10 protein-coding genes, 2 rRNA genes and 1 pseudogene are annotated in these 16,602 nt (G+C 67.7%); 12 read left to right on the top strand and 1 reads right to left on the bottom strand.

Translation table 11 applies throughout. The annotated features are described in order from the left end of the window. Window positions 1-2 precede the first annotated feature (2 nt). The 3 genes from AC4IHM_RS14195 to ilvD all read left to right on the top strand — a co-directional run bounded on the left by AC4IHM_RS14195 (window position 3) and on the right by ilvD (window position 3,427). Window positions 3-842 carry a sugar phosphate isomerase/epimerase family protein gene (locus AC4IHM_RS14195; RefSeq protein ID WP_490867406.1) on the top strand — a complete coding sequence of 280 codons (840 nt, stop codon included), beginning with the start codon at window positions 3-5 and terminating at the stop codon, window positions 840-842. Continuing rightward, window positions 839-1,450, top strand: coding sequence for a TetR/AcrR family transcriptional regulator (locus tag AC4IHM_RS14190; RefSeq protein ID WP_490867405.1), 612 nt, complete (start codon window positions 839-841; stop codon window positions 1,448-1,450). The genes AC4IHM_RS14195 and AC4IHM_RS14190 overlap by 4 nt, the downstream gene beginning before the upstream one ends. A 123-nt stretch (window positions 1,451-1,573) precedes the next feature. After that, a complete protein-coding gene (ilvD, locus tag AC4IHM_RS14185; protein ID WP_490867404.1) occupies window positions 1,574-3,427 on the top strand; it encodes a dihydroxy-acid dehydratase in 1,854 nt (617 codons plus the stop codon). A 237-nt stretch (window positions 3,428-3,664) separates the two neighbouring features. Here the strand turns inward: ilvD and AC4IHM_RS14180 are convergent, their stop codons facing one another. Then, the gene (locus AC4IHM_RS14180; RefSeq protein WP_490867403.1) at window positions 3,665-5,776 is read right to left on the bottom strand and encodes a protein kinase domain-containing protein; all 2,112 of its coding nucleotides are present in this window, start codon (window positions 5,774-5,776) and stop codon (window positions 3,665-3,667) included. Between the two features lie 183 nt (window positions 5,777-5,959). Between AC4IHM_RS14180 and AC4IHM_RS14175 the strand changes: the two genes are divergently transcribed. The 9 genes and pseudogenes from AC4IHM_RS14175 (at window position 5,960) to AC4IHM_RS14135 (ending at window position 16,518) form a co-directional block, all read left to right on the top strand. Next, window positions 5,960-6,274, top strand: a complete 315-nt coding sequence (locus AC4IHM_RS14175) for an SH3 domain-containing protein (protein WP_490867402.1) — start codon at window positions 5,960-5,962, stop codon at window positions 6,272-6,274. A 194-nt stretch (window positions 6,275-6,468) separates the two neighbouring features. After that, window positions 6,469-6,792 (top strand): annotated as a pseudogene (locus AC4IHM_RS14170) (Scr1 family TA system antitoxin-like transcriptional regulator); the annotation flags it as partial. Between the two features lie 164 nt (window positions 6,793-6,956). Beyond that, window positions 6,957-7,472: an EamA/RhaT family transporter gene (locus tag AC4IHM_RS14165; protein ID WP_490867401.1), complete on the top strand. Its 516-nt coding sequence runs from the start codon at window positions 6,957-6,959 to the stop codon at window positions 7,470-7,472. 115 nt (window positions 7,473-7,587) lie between these two features. Further along, window positions 7,588-8,457 carry a class I SAM-dependent methyltransferase gene (locus tag AC4IHM_RS14160; protein WP_490867400.1) on the top strand — a complete coding sequence of 290 codons (870 nt, stop codon included), beginning with the start codon at window positions 7,588-7,590 and terminating at the stop codon, window positions 8,455-8,457. A gap of 32 nt (window positions 8,458-8,489) precedes the next feature. Further along, the gene (locus AC4IHM_RS14155) at window positions 8,490-9,314 is read left to right on the top strand and encodes an ABC transporter ATP-binding protein (protein WP_490867399.1); all 825 of its coding nucleotides are present in this window, start codon (window positions 8,490-8,492) and stop codon (window positions 9,312-9,314) included. Beyond that, window positions 9,311-10,087, top strand: coding sequence for an ABC transporter permease (locus AC4IHM_RS14150; protein WP_490867398.1), 777 nt, complete (start codon window positions 9,311-9,313; stop codon window positions 10,085-10,087). The genes AC4IHM_RS14155 and AC4IHM_RS14150 overlap by 4 nt, the downstream gene beginning before the upstream one ends. 114 nt (window positions 10,088-10,201) lie before the next feature. Then, entirely contained in the window at window positions 10,202-11,014 is an 813-nt protein-coding gene (gene proC / locus AC4IHM_RS14145; RefSeq protein ID WP_490867397.1) for a pyrroline-5-carboxylate reductase, read from the top strand. Between the two features lie 577 nt (window positions 11,015-11,591). Next, window positions 11,592-13,118 (top strand): 16S ribosomal RNA (locus tag AC4IHM_RS14140). Window positions 13,119-13,395: 277 nt separating this feature from the next. Next, window positions 13,396-16,518: ribosomal RNA gene (locus AC4IHM_RS14135) — 23S ribosomal RNA — on the top strand. The 16S and 23S rRNA genes sit together here, the layout of an rRNA operon. The last annotated feature ends 84 nt before the right edge of the window (window positions 16,519-16,602 follow it).

Raw genomic sequence — 16,602 nt, 5'->3', positions numbered from 1 at the left:
CCGTGGCAGAACCAAGGGACGCAGTCCGCACCCCGGACGCGAAGATCGCCCTGTCGACGGCTTCCGTCTATCCGGAGTCGACGGCGACGGCCTTCGAGATCGCCGCACGCCTCGGATACGACGGGGTCGAGGTCATGGTGTGGACCGACCCGGTCAGCCAGGACCTCGACGCGCTGCGCAGACTCAGCGACTACCACCGCATGCCGATACTCGCCGTGCACGCGCCCTGCCTGCTCATCACCCAGCGCGTCTGGTCCACCGACCCCTGGGTCAAGCTCCAGCGCGCCCGCGCCGCCGCCGAGAAGCTCGGCGCGTCCGCCGTCGTCGTCCACCCGCCGTTCCGCTGGCAGCGGCAGTACGCCCGGGACTTCGTCAGGGGCGTCTGGCGGATGGCGGACGAGACCGACGTGCGGTTCGCCGTCGAGAACATGTACCCCTGGCGCTACCGCGACCGCGAGATGCAGGCGTACGCCCCCGACTGGGACGTGACGAAGGACGACTACCGCCACTTCACGATCGACCTCAGCCACGCCGCCACCTCCCGCACCGACGCCCTCGACATGATCGACCGCATGAGCGACCGCCTCGGCCACGTCCACCTCGCCGACGGCAAGGGGTCCGCCAAGGACGAGCACCTCGTTCCCGGCCGTGGCAACCAGCCCTGCGCCGAGGTGCTCGAACACCTCGCGCACACCGGCTTCGACGGCCACGTCGTCATCGAGGTCAACACCCGCCGCGCGATGTCCGGCGCCGAACGCGAGGCCGATCTCGCCGAGGCGCTGGCCTTCGCCCGCCGCCACCTGGCGTCGCCGGCCCCGGCGGCGAAGGCGCGCCGGCGGTGAGCGAGGCCGCCGGGCGGAACCGCCGCCGCGGCCGCCCTCCGCGTACGGAATCCGCCGGCACCCGCGACCGCATCCTCACCACGGCCCGCGAGGAGTTCTCCGAGCACGGCTACGAGCAGACGTCGGTGCGCGGCATCGCCAAGGCGGCCGGCGTGGACCCGGCGCTCGTGCACCACTACTTCGGCACCAAGGAACAGGTCTTCGAGGCGGCGATCGAGGTCGCCTTCGCACCCGCCCTCAGAGCCCCGGACGCGATCGGCGACGGCCCCCTCGACGGGGTCGGCGAGCGGCTCACCCGCTTCTTCTTCGGCCTCTGGGAGAACCCGGCCACCCGCACCCCGCTGCTGGCCGTCGTCCGCTCCGCCGTGAACAACGACACCGCCGCCGCCATCCTCCGCCGCCTGATCGCCACCCAGCTGCTCCAGCGCATCGCCGCCCGGCTGGACCCGCCCGACGCGGCGCTGCGCGCCGAGCTGGCGGCGGCGCAACTGGTGGGATGCGCGGTGCTCCGGTACGTGATCAAGGCGGAGCCGCTGGCCTCGGCGGACCCGGAGCGGATCATCGCGCGCCTGGCACCGGTCGTACAGGGCCACCTCACCGGCCCCTGAGCCGGGCGGCCGGGGGTTTCGCGGGCGAGACGCGCATCCCGCATTCCGGACACCTCGTCCCGACCCCTGGATGACCGGCGTACGCTCGACGGCAGTCATTGTTTTCCGAAGGAGCGAGCGACGATGCCTGAGCTGAGGTCCCGCACAGTCACCCACGGCCGCAACATGGCGGGCGCCCGCGCCCTGATGCGTGCCTCCGGTGTACCCGGTGCGGACATCGGCCGAAAGCCGATCATCGCGATCGCCAACAGCTTCACGGAGTTCGTGCCGGGCCACACGCACCTCGCCCCGGTCGGCCGGATCGTCGGCGAGGCGGTCGTCGCGGCCGGCGGCATCCCGCGCGAGTTCAACACGATCGCCGTGGACGACGGCATCGCGATGGGCCACGGCGGCATGCTCTACTCCCTGCCCTCCCGCGACCTGATCGCGGACAGCGTGGAGTACATGGTCGAGGCGCACTGCGCCGACGCCCTGATCTGCATCTCCAACTGCGACAAGATCACCCCGGGCATGCTCAACGCCGCCCTGCGGCTGAACATCCCCACGGTCTTCGTCTCCGGCGGCCCCATGGAGTCCGGCCGCGCCACGCTGGTCGACGGCACGGTCCGCACCCTGGACCTGGTCGACGCGATGGCGGAGGCGGTCAACGACAAGATCTCCGACGCGGACATCCTCCGGATCGAGGAGAACGCCTGTCCCACCTGCGGCTCCTGCTCCGGCATGTTCACCGCCAACTCGATGAACTGCCTCACCGAGGCCATCGGCCTCTCCCTGCCCGGCAACGGCTCGGTCCTGGCCACCCACACCGCCCGCAAGGCGCTCTACGAGAACGCCGCGCGCACGGTGCTCGACCTCACCCGCCGCTACTACGAGCAGGACGACGACACGGTCCTGCCGCGCAGCATCGCCACCGCCGCGGCCTTCGCGAACGCCATGGCCCTCGACATCGCGATGGGCGGCTCGACCAACACGATCCTGCACCTGCTGGCCGCCGCCCAGGAGGCCGAGGTCCCCTTCGGCCTCACCGAGATGGACGCCCTCTCGCGCCGCGTCCCGTGCCTGGCGAAGGTGGCGCCCAACGTCGCCAAGGACCGTACGTACTACATGGAGGACGTGCACCGGGCCGGCGGCATCCCCGCCCTCCTCGGCGAACTGCACCGCGCCGGCCTGCTCAACGAGGACGTGCACTCCGTGCACAGCCCGTCGCTGGCCGACTGGCTCAAGACCTGGGACGTGCGCGGCGGCTCCCCGTCCCAGGAGGCCGTCGAGCTGTGGCACGCGGCCCCCGGCTGCGTGCGCTCCGCGGAGGCGTTCTCCCAGTCCGAGCGCTGGGACACCCTGGACGACGACGCCGAGGGCGGCTGCATCCGCTCCATCGAGCACGCCTACTCCAAGGACGGCGGCCTCGCGGTCCTGCGCGGCAATCTGGCGGTCGACGGCTGCGTCGTGAAGACGGCCGGCGTCGACGAGTCCATCTGGACCTTCGAGGGCCCGGCGGTCGTCTGCGAGTCGCAGGAGGAGGCCGTCGAGAAGATCCTCACCAAACAGGTCAAGGAGGGCGACGTTGTCGTCATCCGCTACGAGGGCCCCAAGGGCGGCCCCGGCATGCAGGAGATGCTCTACCCGACCTCCTACCTGAAGGGCCGCGGCCTCGGCAAGACCTGCGCCCTGGTCACCGACGGCCGCTTCTCCGGCGGCACCTCGGGCCTGTCCATCGGCCACGCCTCTCCCGAGGCGGCCTCCGGCGGCGCCATCGCCCTCGTCCAGGACGGCGACCGGGTCCGCATCGACATCCCGAACCGCTCCATCGACCTCCTGGTCGAGGACGCCGAGCTGACCCGCCGCGAGCAGGCCCTCAACGGCGTGTACGCCCCCAAGAACCGCGACCGCAAGGTCTCCGCCGCGCTGAAGGCATACGCCGCGATGGCGACGAGCGCGGACAAGGGCGCGGTACGGGACGTCAGCAAGCTGGGCTGAGCCCGGCACGTCCGCCTTCGGCGGGGTCGGGGTTGCCAGACGGCCGGGTCCGGTCAGGTCGGGTGCCTCGGTCCGGTCGGGGGCGGTGCCGTGTTGTGGCCGCTCTGTCCGGGGCGTCTGGTTTCGCGGGCGGGGCTACCGGGCGGCACCGGGCTGGGCTGAGCCCGGTGCGTCCGGCGGGGTCGGGGCCGTGCCGTTGTTCCGTCTGCCGGGGGAGGCTGTCTCCGCCGGCGGGGGCTACCAGGTGGCCGGGTCCCGGCCCGCGACTCCGAACACGGTTCCGTCGGGTGCCCCGGCGTAGACGTGGCCGCCCGCGAGCACGGGCGCGGGGAGCGAGGCGGGGACGCGGTCGGAGTCGGTGCCGAGCCGCGGCCGGGTCTGCCCGAGGAGCCTGCCCTCGCGGGCGTCGACGCCCAGCAGCCGCCCGTCGGGAGCGGTGACGTACACGCGCCGGCCGTCCGAGACGGGTGCCGAGCCCCGGCTCACGCCCGTCTCCAGCCGCCACACCTGCTTGCCCGCCGCCATGTCCACGGCCACCAGCGAGCCGCCCCCGCCCATGAGATACACGGTGTCCCCGCGTACCCCGGCCACCGCCTGCGAGACCGGCACCGGCAGCCTCACCCGGCGGGTCTCCCCGGTGCCGGGCGTGTAGCGGAGCACGGCCTTCGCGTCCCCGTAGGAGTCACCGCCGGCGAGCAGGTACACCGACCCGTCCGCCGACCCCACCGGCGTCAGCGCCCCGTCCAGCTCCGCGTCCCACCGCACGTCCCCCGTCACCGGGTCCACCGAGGTCACCCGGGTACGGGTGCCGTCCCCGGACTCACTCGTCGTGTACGCCGACGGATCCCCGGCGAAGGAGGTGAAGTACGGCACGGCCTGCCCCGCGATCCGGTGGGACCACCTGGTCGCCCCCGAGGAGCTGTCCACACCGGTGACCGTCCCGTCGGCGCCGGTGAGCAGCAGCATGTCGCCCGCGCACCGCAGCCCCTCGTACTCGGGCATCTCCTCGTGCCACACCGGCTCGCCCGTGGCGGGGTCGAGCCCCTCCTGGTCGCCGATCAGGGCGAGGGAGGGCTGGACGAGGCCGCCCGAGACGACCGGCGGCTCGCTCGCGGTCGTCTCCGGGACCTCGTGCCGCCACAGCGTCTTGCCGTCGGCCGGATCGAGGGCGAAGACCACACCGGGTCGCGTACACAGCAGCCGCGGCGCCGCGTACGCGCACTGGGGCATGCCACCCTCCTTCGGCGCGGACACCGCCTCCCACGCGCCGAAGCCTCCCGGCGTGCTCCGCGCGGCGGTCGCCTCCCGCGCCGGTCCGGCGGCGTCGCCACCGTCGAAGAGCCGGGCCGAGGCGAGCCCGCCGATCACCGTGAGGCAGACCGCGCCGGCCGCCAGGACCGCCCGCCCGCCGATCCGCCGCGCCGGCCGCCGAGCGGGAGCGTCCGCCCCGGGCTCCGGCGTCTCCTCGGGGCCCTCCTCCTGCGTCCGCTGCGCCGGTATGAACACCTGAGTGTCGTACGCCGCCGCCACCGACCGCAGTTGCCGCATCAGCTCGTCCGGCGTGGGCCGGTCCTCGGGCTCCTTGGCGAGACACCGCAGCACCAGCGGCGCGAGCGTCTCCGGTACGCCGGTCAGGTCGGGCTCGTCGTGCACGACCTGGTAGGCGACGACGTACGGGCTGTCGGAGTCGAACGGCCCGCGTCCGGTCGCCGCGTGCACCATGAGCGACCCGAGCGCGAAGACGTTGGCCGCGGGACCGACCTCGCGGGGCCGCCGGAACTGCTCGGGCGCCATGAACGGCGGCGTCCCGATCAACTTTCCGGTCTCGGTGCGCAGTTCGCTGTCTTTCGGCCGCGAGATGCCGAAGTCGATGACCTTCGGCCCGTCCTCGGCGAGCAGGACGTTGCTCGGCTTCAGATCCCGGTGCACGACCCCGACCCGGTGGATGTCGCGCAGCGCCTCGGCCAGCCCGGCCATCAGCCGACGCAACTGCTCCGCGTCCATGGGACCGTTCCGCTTAACATGCTCCGAGAGCGTGGGACCGGGGATGAACAGGGTGGCCATCCAGGGCCGCCCGGCCTCCGGATCGGCATCGACGACCGGCGCCGTGAAGGCCCCGCTCACCCGCCGCGCCGCGGCCACCTCCTGCCGGAAACGGCCCCTGAACTCGGGGTCCTTGGCATACGGGGCGTGTACGACCTTCACCGCGAGCTTCATGCCCGAGGTACTGCGCGCCACATGCACGACGCCCATGCCACCCGAGCCCAGGCAGGACTCCAGACGGTAGTGACCGGCGTACTCGGGAAATTCCGCTTCCGCGCCCGCTCCGGTGTTCCCCTGTGGCGCCATGGAACCACCCCCGTGCTGTTCGTCCGCGCGCGCGACGCTCGGAGCCTAGTCGATGGCTTGTACGGGACCGAGGCGGCCTGCCAGCCGTCGGGTGCGAGGCGCGAACCGGTGTTTCGTGGCTTGTTTCTGGGGAATCAACGTGATCCCACGGAAGTCGTGGGGTGCAACGGGGGAGGTTTTTCCATGTCTGTCGAGCAGATTCCGGGCATCGAGGGCGGCGGCGACGAGACGGCGGTCGCGAAGGCCGTCACCACGGCGGCCTACCCGGTCGCGCCGGGCTACCGGCTGAACGTCCGCAGCGGTCCGGGCACCAACTACTCCGTCGTACGGGTCCTGCCCCTGGGCGCCAAGGTCACCATCAGCTGCCAGCGCCCGGGGCAGCGGGTGACGGGCCCGTACGGCACATCGACCATCTGGGACTGCATCGGCAGCGGCCAGTACGTCTCCGACACGTACGTCTACACCGGCAGCGACGGCTACGTGGCTCCGCCCTGCTAGCCGGGCGCCCGACCGTTCACGCCGGCCCGGTGCCGCCCGCCCGTTCCGGTGAACTCCCGGGAATCGTCGGTGGCGGGAACCTCCGTGCTTCCCAGTGTGACCCCCGCCGGGCGTGATCCGACGTGGCACGACCGGCAGTTGTCAGTGGACGGCGGAGGGGAGCGGTCGGATGAGCGAACAGGCACAGGACCCCCTCGGAGTTCCCGGCGTTCTTCCGGGACACGGCCCGGTTGGAGGCGGAGGCGGTCGAGCAGCGGTTGGCCGCCCGGCTGCGCAGGCAGGAGATCCTCTCGCGACGGCCCGCGCCGCTGCTGAGCTTCGTGATCGAGGAGGCCGTGCTGCGCCGCCCCGTCGGCGGAGCGGAGGTCCATCGAGGGCAGTTGGAACACATCCTGCTCGCCGCCTGTTCTCACGCGGTCCGGGTACGGGACTCCAAGGATGTCGCCCGTCCAGGGCCGGCTGTCGGCCGGACCGCCTGGGGGACGTTCGTCGGGTACGCCGTCGAAGAGATCCGCTGAGCTGTCGCCGTTCGACCGCGTCCCGGGGCTTCGTCCTGAGCCCCGGGGCACGGGCAGGCTCGGTCCACCCGCGACGGGGACCGGGTACGAGAGGGAAGACCGGAGGGCGCCGGCGCAGCGGGGGCGCTCCCGCGTTCACGCGGGGGAGGAGCCACAATCGACGCGTGAGCGCAGCAGAGAACGAAACGAACGGCACCCCGGGCGCCCCCGCCGGTCCTCGGCCCGAGCCCATCCGCTTCTTCGGCACCACCTGGGTCGACCACTCCGGCGGTTACACCGGCCGCCGCGCCGCCGCGGCCGCGGGCTCCCTCGTCGCCGCGGCAGCCGCCTGCCTCGTCCTGCGCATCGCCTACCAGGGCCTTCAGATCGCCGACATCGGCGGCTTCGTCTCGCTGCTGATGGTCGTGATGTTCGCGGTCTGCAGCGCCCTGGCCTTCCGGCACACCTGGTCCGGCTTCACCAGCCGCCCCGACCCCGACCGCCAGGCCTCCCTGCGCGGCCTGCTCGCCATCGGCTTCGTCGGCTCCCTCCTCGCCTACTTCCTGCGCACCTTCACCGAGGCCCCGGGCGAGACACTGCACCGCGCGGAGTACGAGAAGGCCCGCACGGAGTACGAGAAGCGCACCACCCGCCGCTCGGGCAACCCGACGAAGAAACGCCGCCGCAGGGAGGCACGGTAGGCGCGATCCGGACGCCCCGATCGGCCTGGGCACTCCGTCGCGCCCCCGGTGCGCCCGCCCCGGAACCCCGCCCCGAGATTTCTGGGCACCGCGCCGAACCGGCCACCATGGCCGTATGACGACACCTCCGACACCTCCGACACCTCCGACACCCGAGGCCACTCCGTCCCGCGCGCCGGCCACCCGCGCCGCCCGAGCCCGCTCCTTCAACGCCGCCGCGGCCCAGTACGCCGCCAACCGCCCCTCGTACCCGCCCGCCCTCTTCGACACGCTGGAGGAGCTGACCGGCCGCCCCCTGGCCAGTTCCCGCGTCGTGGACGTTGGCGCCGGTACGGGCATCTCGACCGCCCGCCTGCACGCGCGCGGCGCCGACGTGATCGCCGTCGAACCCGGCGCAGGCATGGCAGCCGAGTTCCGCCGCACACTCCCCGACGTGCCGGTGGTCCGGGGCAACGGCAACGCGCTCCCCCTCACCGACCACTGCGCCGACCTCCTCACCTACGCCCAGGCCTGGCACTGGACCGACCCCGCCCAGGCGGTCCCGGAGGCGCTGCGCGTACTGCGTCCGGGCGGCGCGCTCGCGCTGTGGTGGAACACCAGCGCCCTCGACGTGCCCTGGATCGCGGCGGCGGCCGAACGCGCCGACCGGCACTTCGGGGCGCAGCTCTCCGCCGAGAAACGGAACCTCGACGCCCGCGCCGTCGACCCCACAGGACGCCTCGACTTCACCCACCGCGACGTGCGCTGGAGCCGCCGCGTCCCCCTCGACACCCACCTCGCCAACCTCGGCAGCCACTCGGTCTTCCTCACCGACACCGAGGAACGCCGCGAGGCCTTCCTGGCAGCGGAGCGCCGCCACATCCTGGCCGTCTTCCCGGACGGGATCGTCGAGGAGACGTACGAGGTCCGCCTCCTGCTCGCGACGGCACCGGCAGCACCGACAACACCGGCGACACCGACAACGCCGCGGACCCCGGCCGCTTGACGCGACCCACGCCCGGGAGGAGTATTCATCACATGATGAATTACTCCCCCCGGCCTCCCGAAGAACAACCCGAGGAACAGGGCGACGACCCCGCCCCACCAGCCGTCCGCGCCGAGGCCCTCACCGTCACCCGCGGCCCCCGCACCGTCCTGCGCGGCCTCGACTTCACCGTCGCGCGCGGCCGGATCACCGGCCTCCTCGGCCCCTCCGGCTGCGGCAAGTCGACCCTCATGCGCGCGATCGTCGGCACCCAGGCCAAGGTCACCGGCACCCTGGACGTCCTCGGCCGCCCGGCCGGCCACCCGGCCCTGCGCACCCGCATCGGCTACGTCACCCAGGCCCCCTCCGTCTTCGACGACCTGACCGTCCGTCAGAACCTCGACTACTTCGCCGCGATCCTCGCCCCCGGCCGCGCCGCCTCCGACCGCCGCCGCGAGAACGTCACCCGGGTCATCACCGACGTCGACCTCACCAGCCACTCCGACGCCCTCGCCGGCAATCTCTCCGGCGGCCAGCGCAGCCGCGTCTCCCTCGCCGTGGCCCTCCTGGGCGCCCCCGAACTCCTGGTCCTCGACGAACCGACGGTCGGCCTCGACCCCGTCCTCCGCCGCGACCTGTGGGGCCTCTTCCACTCCCTCGCCGCCGACCGCGGCGCCACCCTGCTCGTCTCCTCCCACGTCATGGACGAGGCCGAGCGCTGCCACCGCCTCCTCCTGATGCGCGAGGGCCGGATCCTCGCCGCCGACACCCCCGACGCCCTGCGCACCCGCACCGGCTCCGCGACCGTCGAGGAGGCCTTCCTGCACCTGGTCGACGAGGCCACGGCGGCGGCCCGCACCAAGGAGACCTCCCGATGACCCCCACCCCACTCGACCCGGCCCCCACCCGCGCCCTGAGCCTCTCCCGCACCACGGCCACCGCGACCCGCGTCCTGCGCCAACTCGGCCACGACCCCCGCACCATCGCGCTGCTGATGCTGATCCCCTGCGTGATGCTGTTCCTGCTGCGCTACGTCTTCGACGGCAGCCCGCGCACCTTCGACGACATCGGCGCCTCGCTCCTCGGGATCTTCCCGCTGATCACGATGTTCCTGGTCACCTCCATCGCGACCCTGCGCGAACGCACCTCGGGCACCCTCGAACGCCTCCTCGCCATGCCGCTCGGCAAGGGGGACCTGATCGCCGGCTACGCCCTCGCCTTCGGAGCCCTCGCCATCGTCCAGTCCGCCCTCGCCACCGGCCTCGCGGTCTGGTTCCTCGGCCTGGACGTGACGGGCAGCCCCTGGCTGCTGCTCCTGGTCGCGCTGCTCGACGCCCTTCTCGGCACCGCTCTCGGCCTCTTCGTCTCGGCCTTCGCGGCCTCCGAGTTCCAGGCGGTGCAGTTCATGCCGGCCGTGATCTTCCCCCAGCTCCTCCTGTGCGGCCTCTTCGCCCCGCGCGACACCATGCACCCGGCCCTGGAGGCCGTCTCCGACGTCCTGCCCATGTCCTACGCGGTCGACGGCATGAACGAGGTCCTCCGCCACACCGAGACGACCGCCACCTTCGTACGGGACGCCCTGGTCGTCGCCGGCTGCGCACTCCTCGTCCTCGCCCTGGGCGCGGCCACCCTCAGACGCCGTACGGCGTAGCGGGCCTGCACGTTCCGCCCACTGGACGCGTCGGCCCCGCCCGTCCCCGGAGTGCGAGGATGACGACGACGGACGACGCACCCCAGACAGGGCACCGGAGGGCACCGAAAACCCATGACCCAGAAAGTCGCAGTCCTCGGCACCGGCAAGATCGGCGAAGCCCTGCTCAGCGGAATGATCGGAGCCGGCTGGTCACCCGCCGACCTCCTGGTCACCACCCGCCGCCAGGAGCGGGCCGACGAACTCCGCACCCGCCACGGAGTCACCCCGGTCACCAACGCCGAGGCCGGCAAGACCGCCGACACCCTGATCCTCACGGTCAAGCCGCAGGACATGGGCGCCCTCCTCGACGAACTCGCCCCGCACCTCCCCGCCGACCGCCTGGTCATCAGCGGCGCCGCGGGCATTCCGACCGCCTTCTTCGAGGACCGCCTCGCCGCCGGCACCCCGGTGGTCCGCGTCATGACGAACACGCCCGCCCTCGTCGACGAGGCCATGTCCGTCATCTCCGCCGGCACCCACGCCACCGCGGCCCACCTCGCCCACGCCGAGGAGATCTTCGGCGCCGTCGGCAAGACGCTCCGCGTCCCCGAGTCCCAGCAGGACGCCTGCACCGCACTGTCCGGCTCGGGACCGGCGTACTTCTACTACCTGGTCGAGGCCATGACCGACGCCGGCATCCTCCTCGGACTGCCCCGCGACAAGGCCCACGACCTGATCGTCCAGTCCGCGATCGGCGCCGCGAAGATGCTCCGCGACAGCGGCGAGCACCCGGTCAAGCTCCGCGAGAACGTCACGTCCCCGGCCGGCACCACCATCAACGCCATCCGCGAACTGGAGAGCCACGGCGTCCGCGCCGCCCTCATCGCGGCCCTGGAAGCAGCCCGCGACCGCAGCCGCGAACTGGCCTCCGGCACCAAGGACTGACGAGCCTCGCGGCCCTGGATTTGACAGGCCGGACCCGCACTCGTACTGTTCTCCGAGTTGTCCGACGTGAGCGCCGACTCCGGTCGGTCCCCGGGCAGCGATTCCGCAAGTACCCACCACTCTTCGACGAACAGTCGCGTTGTCGGCTTCGTCGTCGTGTCGGTGCGTGTATTCGCGGAATGAGGAATCCATGTTCGAAAGAACGCGACTCCCGATTAGCTCGGGAGTCAGGAATCCGCTAGAGTCTCATCTCGTTGAAACGGCCCAACAGCCGGGACGGCAACCCCCTTTCTGACGGGGAATCAGAGCCCGAAAGGATCTGATAGAGTCGGAAACGCAAGACCGAAGGGAAGCGCCCGGAGGAAAGCCTGAGAGAGTTTCTCGGGTGAGTACAAAGGAAGCGTCCGTTCCTTGAGAACTCAACAGCGTGCCAAAAGTCAACGCCAGATATGTTGATACCCCGACCTGTATCGGTTGATCCGATCGGGTTGAGGTTCCTTTGAAATACAACAGCGAGGACGCTGTGAACGGTCGGATTATTCCTCCGACTGTTCCGCTCCCGTGATGTTGGAAAGCATTCACGGAGAGTTTGATCCTGGCTCAGGACGAACGCTGGCGGCGTGCTTAACACATGCAAGTCGAACGATGAACCACTTCGGTGGGGATTAGTGGCGAACGGGTGAGTAACACGTGGGCAATCTGCCCTGCACTCTGGGACAAGCCCTGGAAACGGGGTCTAATACCGGATACTGACCTCCACGGGCATCTGTGGGGGTCGAAAGCTCCGGCGGTGCAGGATGAGCCCGCGGCCTATCAGCTTGTTGGTGAGGTAATGGCTCACCAAGGCGACGACGGGTAGCCGGCCTGAGAGGGCGACCGGCCACACTGGGACTGAGACACGGCCCAGACTCCTACGGGAGGCAGCAGTGGGGAATATTGCACAATGGGCGGAAGCCTGATGCAGCGACGCCGCGTGAGGGATGACGGCCTTCGGGTTGTAAACCTCTTTCAGCAGGGAAGAAGCGAAAGTGACGGTACCTGCAGAAGAAGCGCCGGCTAACTACGTGCCAGCAGCCGCGGTAATACGTAGGGCGCAAGCGTTGTCCGGAATTATTGGGCGTAAAGAGCTCGTAGGCGGCTTGTCGCGTCGGTTGTGAAAGCCCGGGGCTTAACCCCGGGTCTGCAGTCGATACGGGCAGGCTAGAGTTCGGTAGGGGAGATCGGAATTCCTGGTGTAGCGGTGAAATGCGCAGATATCAGGAGGAACACCGGTGGCGAAGGCGGATCTCTGGGCCGATACTGACGCTGAGGAGCGAAAGCGTGGGGAGCGAACAGGATTAGATACCCTGGTAGTCCACGCCGTAAACGGTGGGCACTAGGTGTGGGCAACATTCCACGTTGTCCGTGCCGCAGCTAACGCATTAAGTGCCCCGCCTGGGGAGTACGGCCGCAAGGCTAAAACTCAAAGGAATTGACGGGGGCCCGCACAAGCGGCGGAGCATGTGGCTTAATTCGACGCAACGCGAAGAACCTTACCAAGGCTTGACATACACCGGAAACGGCCAGAGATGGTCGCCCCCTTGTGGTCGGTGTACAGGTGGTGCATGGCTGTCGTCAGCTCGTGTCGTGAGATGTTGGGTTAAGTCCCGCAACGAGCGCAACCCTTGTCCCGTGTTGCCAGCAAGCCCTTCGGGGTGTTGGGGACTCACGGGAGACCGCCGGGGTCAACTCGGAGGAAGGTGGGGACAACGTCAAGTCATCATGCCCCTTATGTCTTGGGCTGCACACGTGCTACAATGGCCGGTACAATGAGCTGCGATACCGTGAGGTGGAGCGAATCTCAAAAAGCCGGTCTCAGTTCGGATTGGGGTCTGCAACTCGACCCCATGAAGTCGGAGTCGCTAGTAATCGCAGATCAGCATTGCTGCGGTGAATACGTTCCCGGGCCTTGTACACACCGCCCGTCACGTCACGAAAGTCGGTAACACCCGAAGCCGGTGGCCCAACCCCTTGTGGGAGGGAGCTGTCGAAGGTGGGACTGGCGATTGGGACGAAGTCGTAACAAGGTAGCCGTACCGGAAGGTGCGGCTGGATCACCTCCTTTCTAAGGAGCACATGGCCGACTGCAAGCGCATGTCTTGCACGGTTGCTCATGGGTGGAACGTTGACTATTCGGCACGGTCGGTTTGAAGGATCACTAGTACTGCTTCGGCGTGGAACGTGACTCTGGAGGACGGCCGGTGTCGGGCACGCTGTTGGGTGTCTGAGGGTATGGCCGTGAGGCTGCCTCAGTTGCCGGCCCCAGTGAACTTGCCGTGAGTGGCAGGGTGATGGGTGGTTGGTCGTTGTTTGAGAACTGCACAGTGGACGCGAGCATCTGTGGCCAAGTTTTTAAGGGCGCACGGTGGATGCCTTGGCACCAGGAACCGATGAAGGACGTGGGAGGCCACGATAGGCCCCGGGGAGTCGTCAACCAGGCTTTGATCCGGGGGTGTCCGAATGGGGAAACCCGGCAGTCGTCATGGGCTGTCACCCGCTGCTGAACACATAGGCAGTGTGGAGGGAACGCGGGGAAGTGAAACATCTCAGTACCCGCAGGAAGAGAAAACAACCGTGATTCCGGGAGTAGTGGCGAGCGAAACCGGATGAGGCCAAACCGTATGCGTGTGAGACCCGGCAGGGGTTGCGTGTGCGGGGTTGTGGGATCTCTCTTTTACGGTCTGCCGGCCGTGAGACGAGTCAGAAACCGTTGATGTAGGCGAAGGACATGCGAAAGGTCCGGCGTAGAGGGTAAGACCCCCGTAGTCGAAACATGAGCGGCTCGTTTGAGAGACACCCAAGTAGCACGGGGCCCGAGAAATCCCGTGTGAATCTGGCGGGACCACCCGTTAAGCCTAAATATTCCCTGGTGACCGATAGCGGATAGTACCGTGAGGGAATGGTGAAAAGTACCGCGGGAGCGGAGTGAAATAGTACCTGAAACCGTGTGCCTACAAGCCGTGGGAGCGTCGGAACGTCAAGCTTGCTTGGTGTCTCGTGACTGCGTGCCTTTTGAAGAATGAGCCTGCGAGTTTGCGGTGTGTTGCGAGGTTAACCCGGGTGGGGTAGCCGTAGCGAAAGCGAGTCCTAAGAGGGCGTTTGAGTAGCACGCTCAAGACCCGAAGCGGAGTGATCTAGCCATGGGCAGGTTGAAGCGGCTGTAAGAGGTCGTGGAGGACCGAACCCACCAGGGTTGAAAACCTGGGGGATGACCTGTGGTTAGGGGTGAAAGGCCAATCAAACTCCGTGATAGCTGGTTCTCCCCGAAATGCATTTAGGTGCAGCGTCGTGTGTTTCTTGCCGGAGGTAGAGCACTGGATAGGCGATGGGCCCTACCGGGTTACTGACCTTAGCCAAACTCCGAATGCCGGTAAGTGAGAGCGCGGCAGTGAGACTGTGGGGGATAAGCTCCATGGTCGAGAGGGAAACAGCCCAGAGCATCGACTAAGGCCCCTAAGCGTACGCTAAGTGGGAAAGGATGTGGAGTCGCACAGACAACCAGGAGGTTGGCTTAGAAGCAGCCATCCTTGAAAGAGTGCGTAATAGCTCACTGGTCTAGTGATTCCGCGCCGACAATGTAGCGGGGCTCAAGCGTACCGCCGAAGTCGTGTCATTGCAGCAATACGGCTAACGCTGGCTGTGATGGGTAGGGGAGCGTCGTGTGCCGGGTGAAGCAGCCGTGGAAGCGAGTTGTGGACGGTTCACGAGTGAGAATGCAGGCATGAGTAGCGATACAAACGTGAGAAACGTTTGCGCCGATTGACTAAGGGTTCCTGGGTCAAGCTGATCTGCCCAGGGTAAGTCGGGACCTAAGGCGAGGCCGACAGGCGTAGTCGATGGATAACCGGTTGATATTCCGGTACCCGCTGTAGAGCGTCAAACATCGAGCATCGTGATGCTAAGGCCGTGAAGCCGCCCTGGAGCCTTCGGGTGAAGGGGAGTGGTGGAGCCGCTGAACCGAGCGGTTAGTAGGTGAGTGATGGGGTGACGCAGGAAGGTAGTCCATCCCGGGCGGTGGTTGTCCCGGGGTAAGGGTGTAGCCCGTCATCCAGGTAAATCCGGGTGGCATGTGGGTGAGACCTGATGCCGAGCCGATTGTGGTGAAGTGGATGATCCTATGCTGTCGAGAAAAGCCTCTAGCGAGTTTTATGGCGGCCCGTACCCTAAACCGACTCAGGTGGTCAGGTAGAGAATACCGAGGCGTTCGGGTGAACTATGGTTAAGGAACTCGGCAAAATGCCCCCGTAACTTCGGGAGAAGGGGGGCCACACCTGGTGATGATCTTTACGGTCTGAGCTGGGGGTGGCCGCAGAGACCAGCGAGAAGCGACTGTTTACTAAAAACACAGGTCCGTGCGAAGCCGTAAGGCGATGTATACGGACTGACGCCTGCCCGGTGCTGGAACGTTAAGGGGACCGGTTAGTCATATTTCGGTGTGGCGAAGCTGAGAACTTAAGCGCCAGTAAACGGCGGTGGTAACTATAACCATCCTAAGGTAGCGAAATTCCTTGTCGGGTAAGTTCCGACCTGCACGAATGGCGTAACGACTTCTCGACTGTCTCAACCATAGGCCCGGTGAAATTGCACTACGAGTAAAGATGCTCGTTTCGCGCAGCAGGACGGAAAGACCCCGGGACCTTTACTACAGTTTGATATTGGTGTTCGGTTCGGCTTGTGTAGGATAGCTGGGAGACTGTGAACTTTGGACGCCAGTTCAGGGGGAGTCGTCGTTGAAATACCAGTCTGGTCGTGCTGGATGTCTAACCTGGGTCCGTGATCCGGATCAGGGACAGTGTCTGATGGGTAGTTTAACTGGGGCGGTTGCCTCCTAAAGAGTAACGGAGGCGCCCAAAGGTTCCCTCAGCCTGGTTGGTAATCAGGTGTTGAGTGTAAGTGCACAAGGGAGCTTGACTGTGAGACCGACGGGTCGAGCAGGGACGAAAGTCGGGACTAGTGATCCGGCGGTGGCTTGTGGAAGCGCCGTCGCTCAACGGATAAAAGGTACCCCGGGGATAACAGGCTGATCTTCCCCAAGAGTCCATATCGACGGGATGGTTTGGCACCTCGATGTCGGCTCGTCGCATCCTGGGGCTGGAGTCGGTCCCAAGGGTTGGGCTGTTCGCCCATTAAAGCGGTACGCGAGCTGGGTTTAGAACGTCGTGAGACAGTTCGGTCCCTATCCGCTGTGCGCGTAGGAGTCTTGAGAAGGGCTGTCCCTAGTACGAGAGGACCGGGACGGACGAACCTCTGGTGTGCCAGTTGTCCTGCCAAGGGCATGGCTGGTTGGCTACGTTCGGGAGGGATAACCGCTGAAAGCATCTAAGCGGGAAGCCTGCTTCGAGATGAGGGCTCCCACCCACTTGATGGGGTAAGGCTCCCAGTAGACGACTGGGTTGATAGGCCGGATCTGGAAGCACCGTGAGGTGTGGAGGTGACCGGTACTAATAGGCCGAGGGCTTGTCCTCAGTTGCTCGCGTCCACTGTGTTGGTTCTGAAACCACGAACAATCTGACTGTGTTGGTCACCGGTTGGTTGTCTGTTTCATAGTG

The sequence above is a fragment of the Streptomyces sp. SL06 genome (assembly GCF_058244745.1).
Note: the sequence above shows the minus strand (reverse complement) of the source record. Positions and strands in the feature narration are given on the sequence as shown.

Excerpts from the sequence above, each read along its gene's own strand:
- ilvD (WP_490867404.1), top strand. The coding sequence starts at position 1,574 with ATGCCTGAGCTGAGGTCCCGCACAGTCACCCACGGCCGCAACATGGCG.
- AC4IHM_RS14180 (WP_490867403.1), bottom strand. The coding sequence starts at position 5,776 with ATGGCGCCACAGGGGAACACCGGAGCGGGCGCGGAAGCGGAATTTCCC.
- AC4IHM_RS14175 (WP_490867402.1), top strand. The coding sequence starts at position 5,960 with ATGTCTGTCGAGCAGATTCCGGGCATCGAGGGCGGCGGCGACGAGACG.
- AC4IHM_RS14160 (WP_490867400.1), top strand. The coding sequence starts at position 7,588 with ATGACGACACCTCCGACACCTCCGACACCTCCGACACCCGAGGCCACT.
- AC4IHM_RS14155 (WP_490867399.1), top strand. The coding sequence starts at position 8,490 with ATGATGAATTACTCCCCCCGGCCTCCCGAAGAACAACCCGAGGAACAG.
- AC4IHM_RS14150 (WP_490867398.1), top strand. The coding sequence starts at position 9,311 with ATGACCCCCACCCCACTCGACCCGGCCCCCACCCGCGCCCTGAGCCTC.
- proC (WP_490867397.1), top strand. The coding sequence starts at position 10,202 with ATGACCCAGAAAGTCGCAGTCCTCGGCACCGGCAAGATCGGCGAAGCC.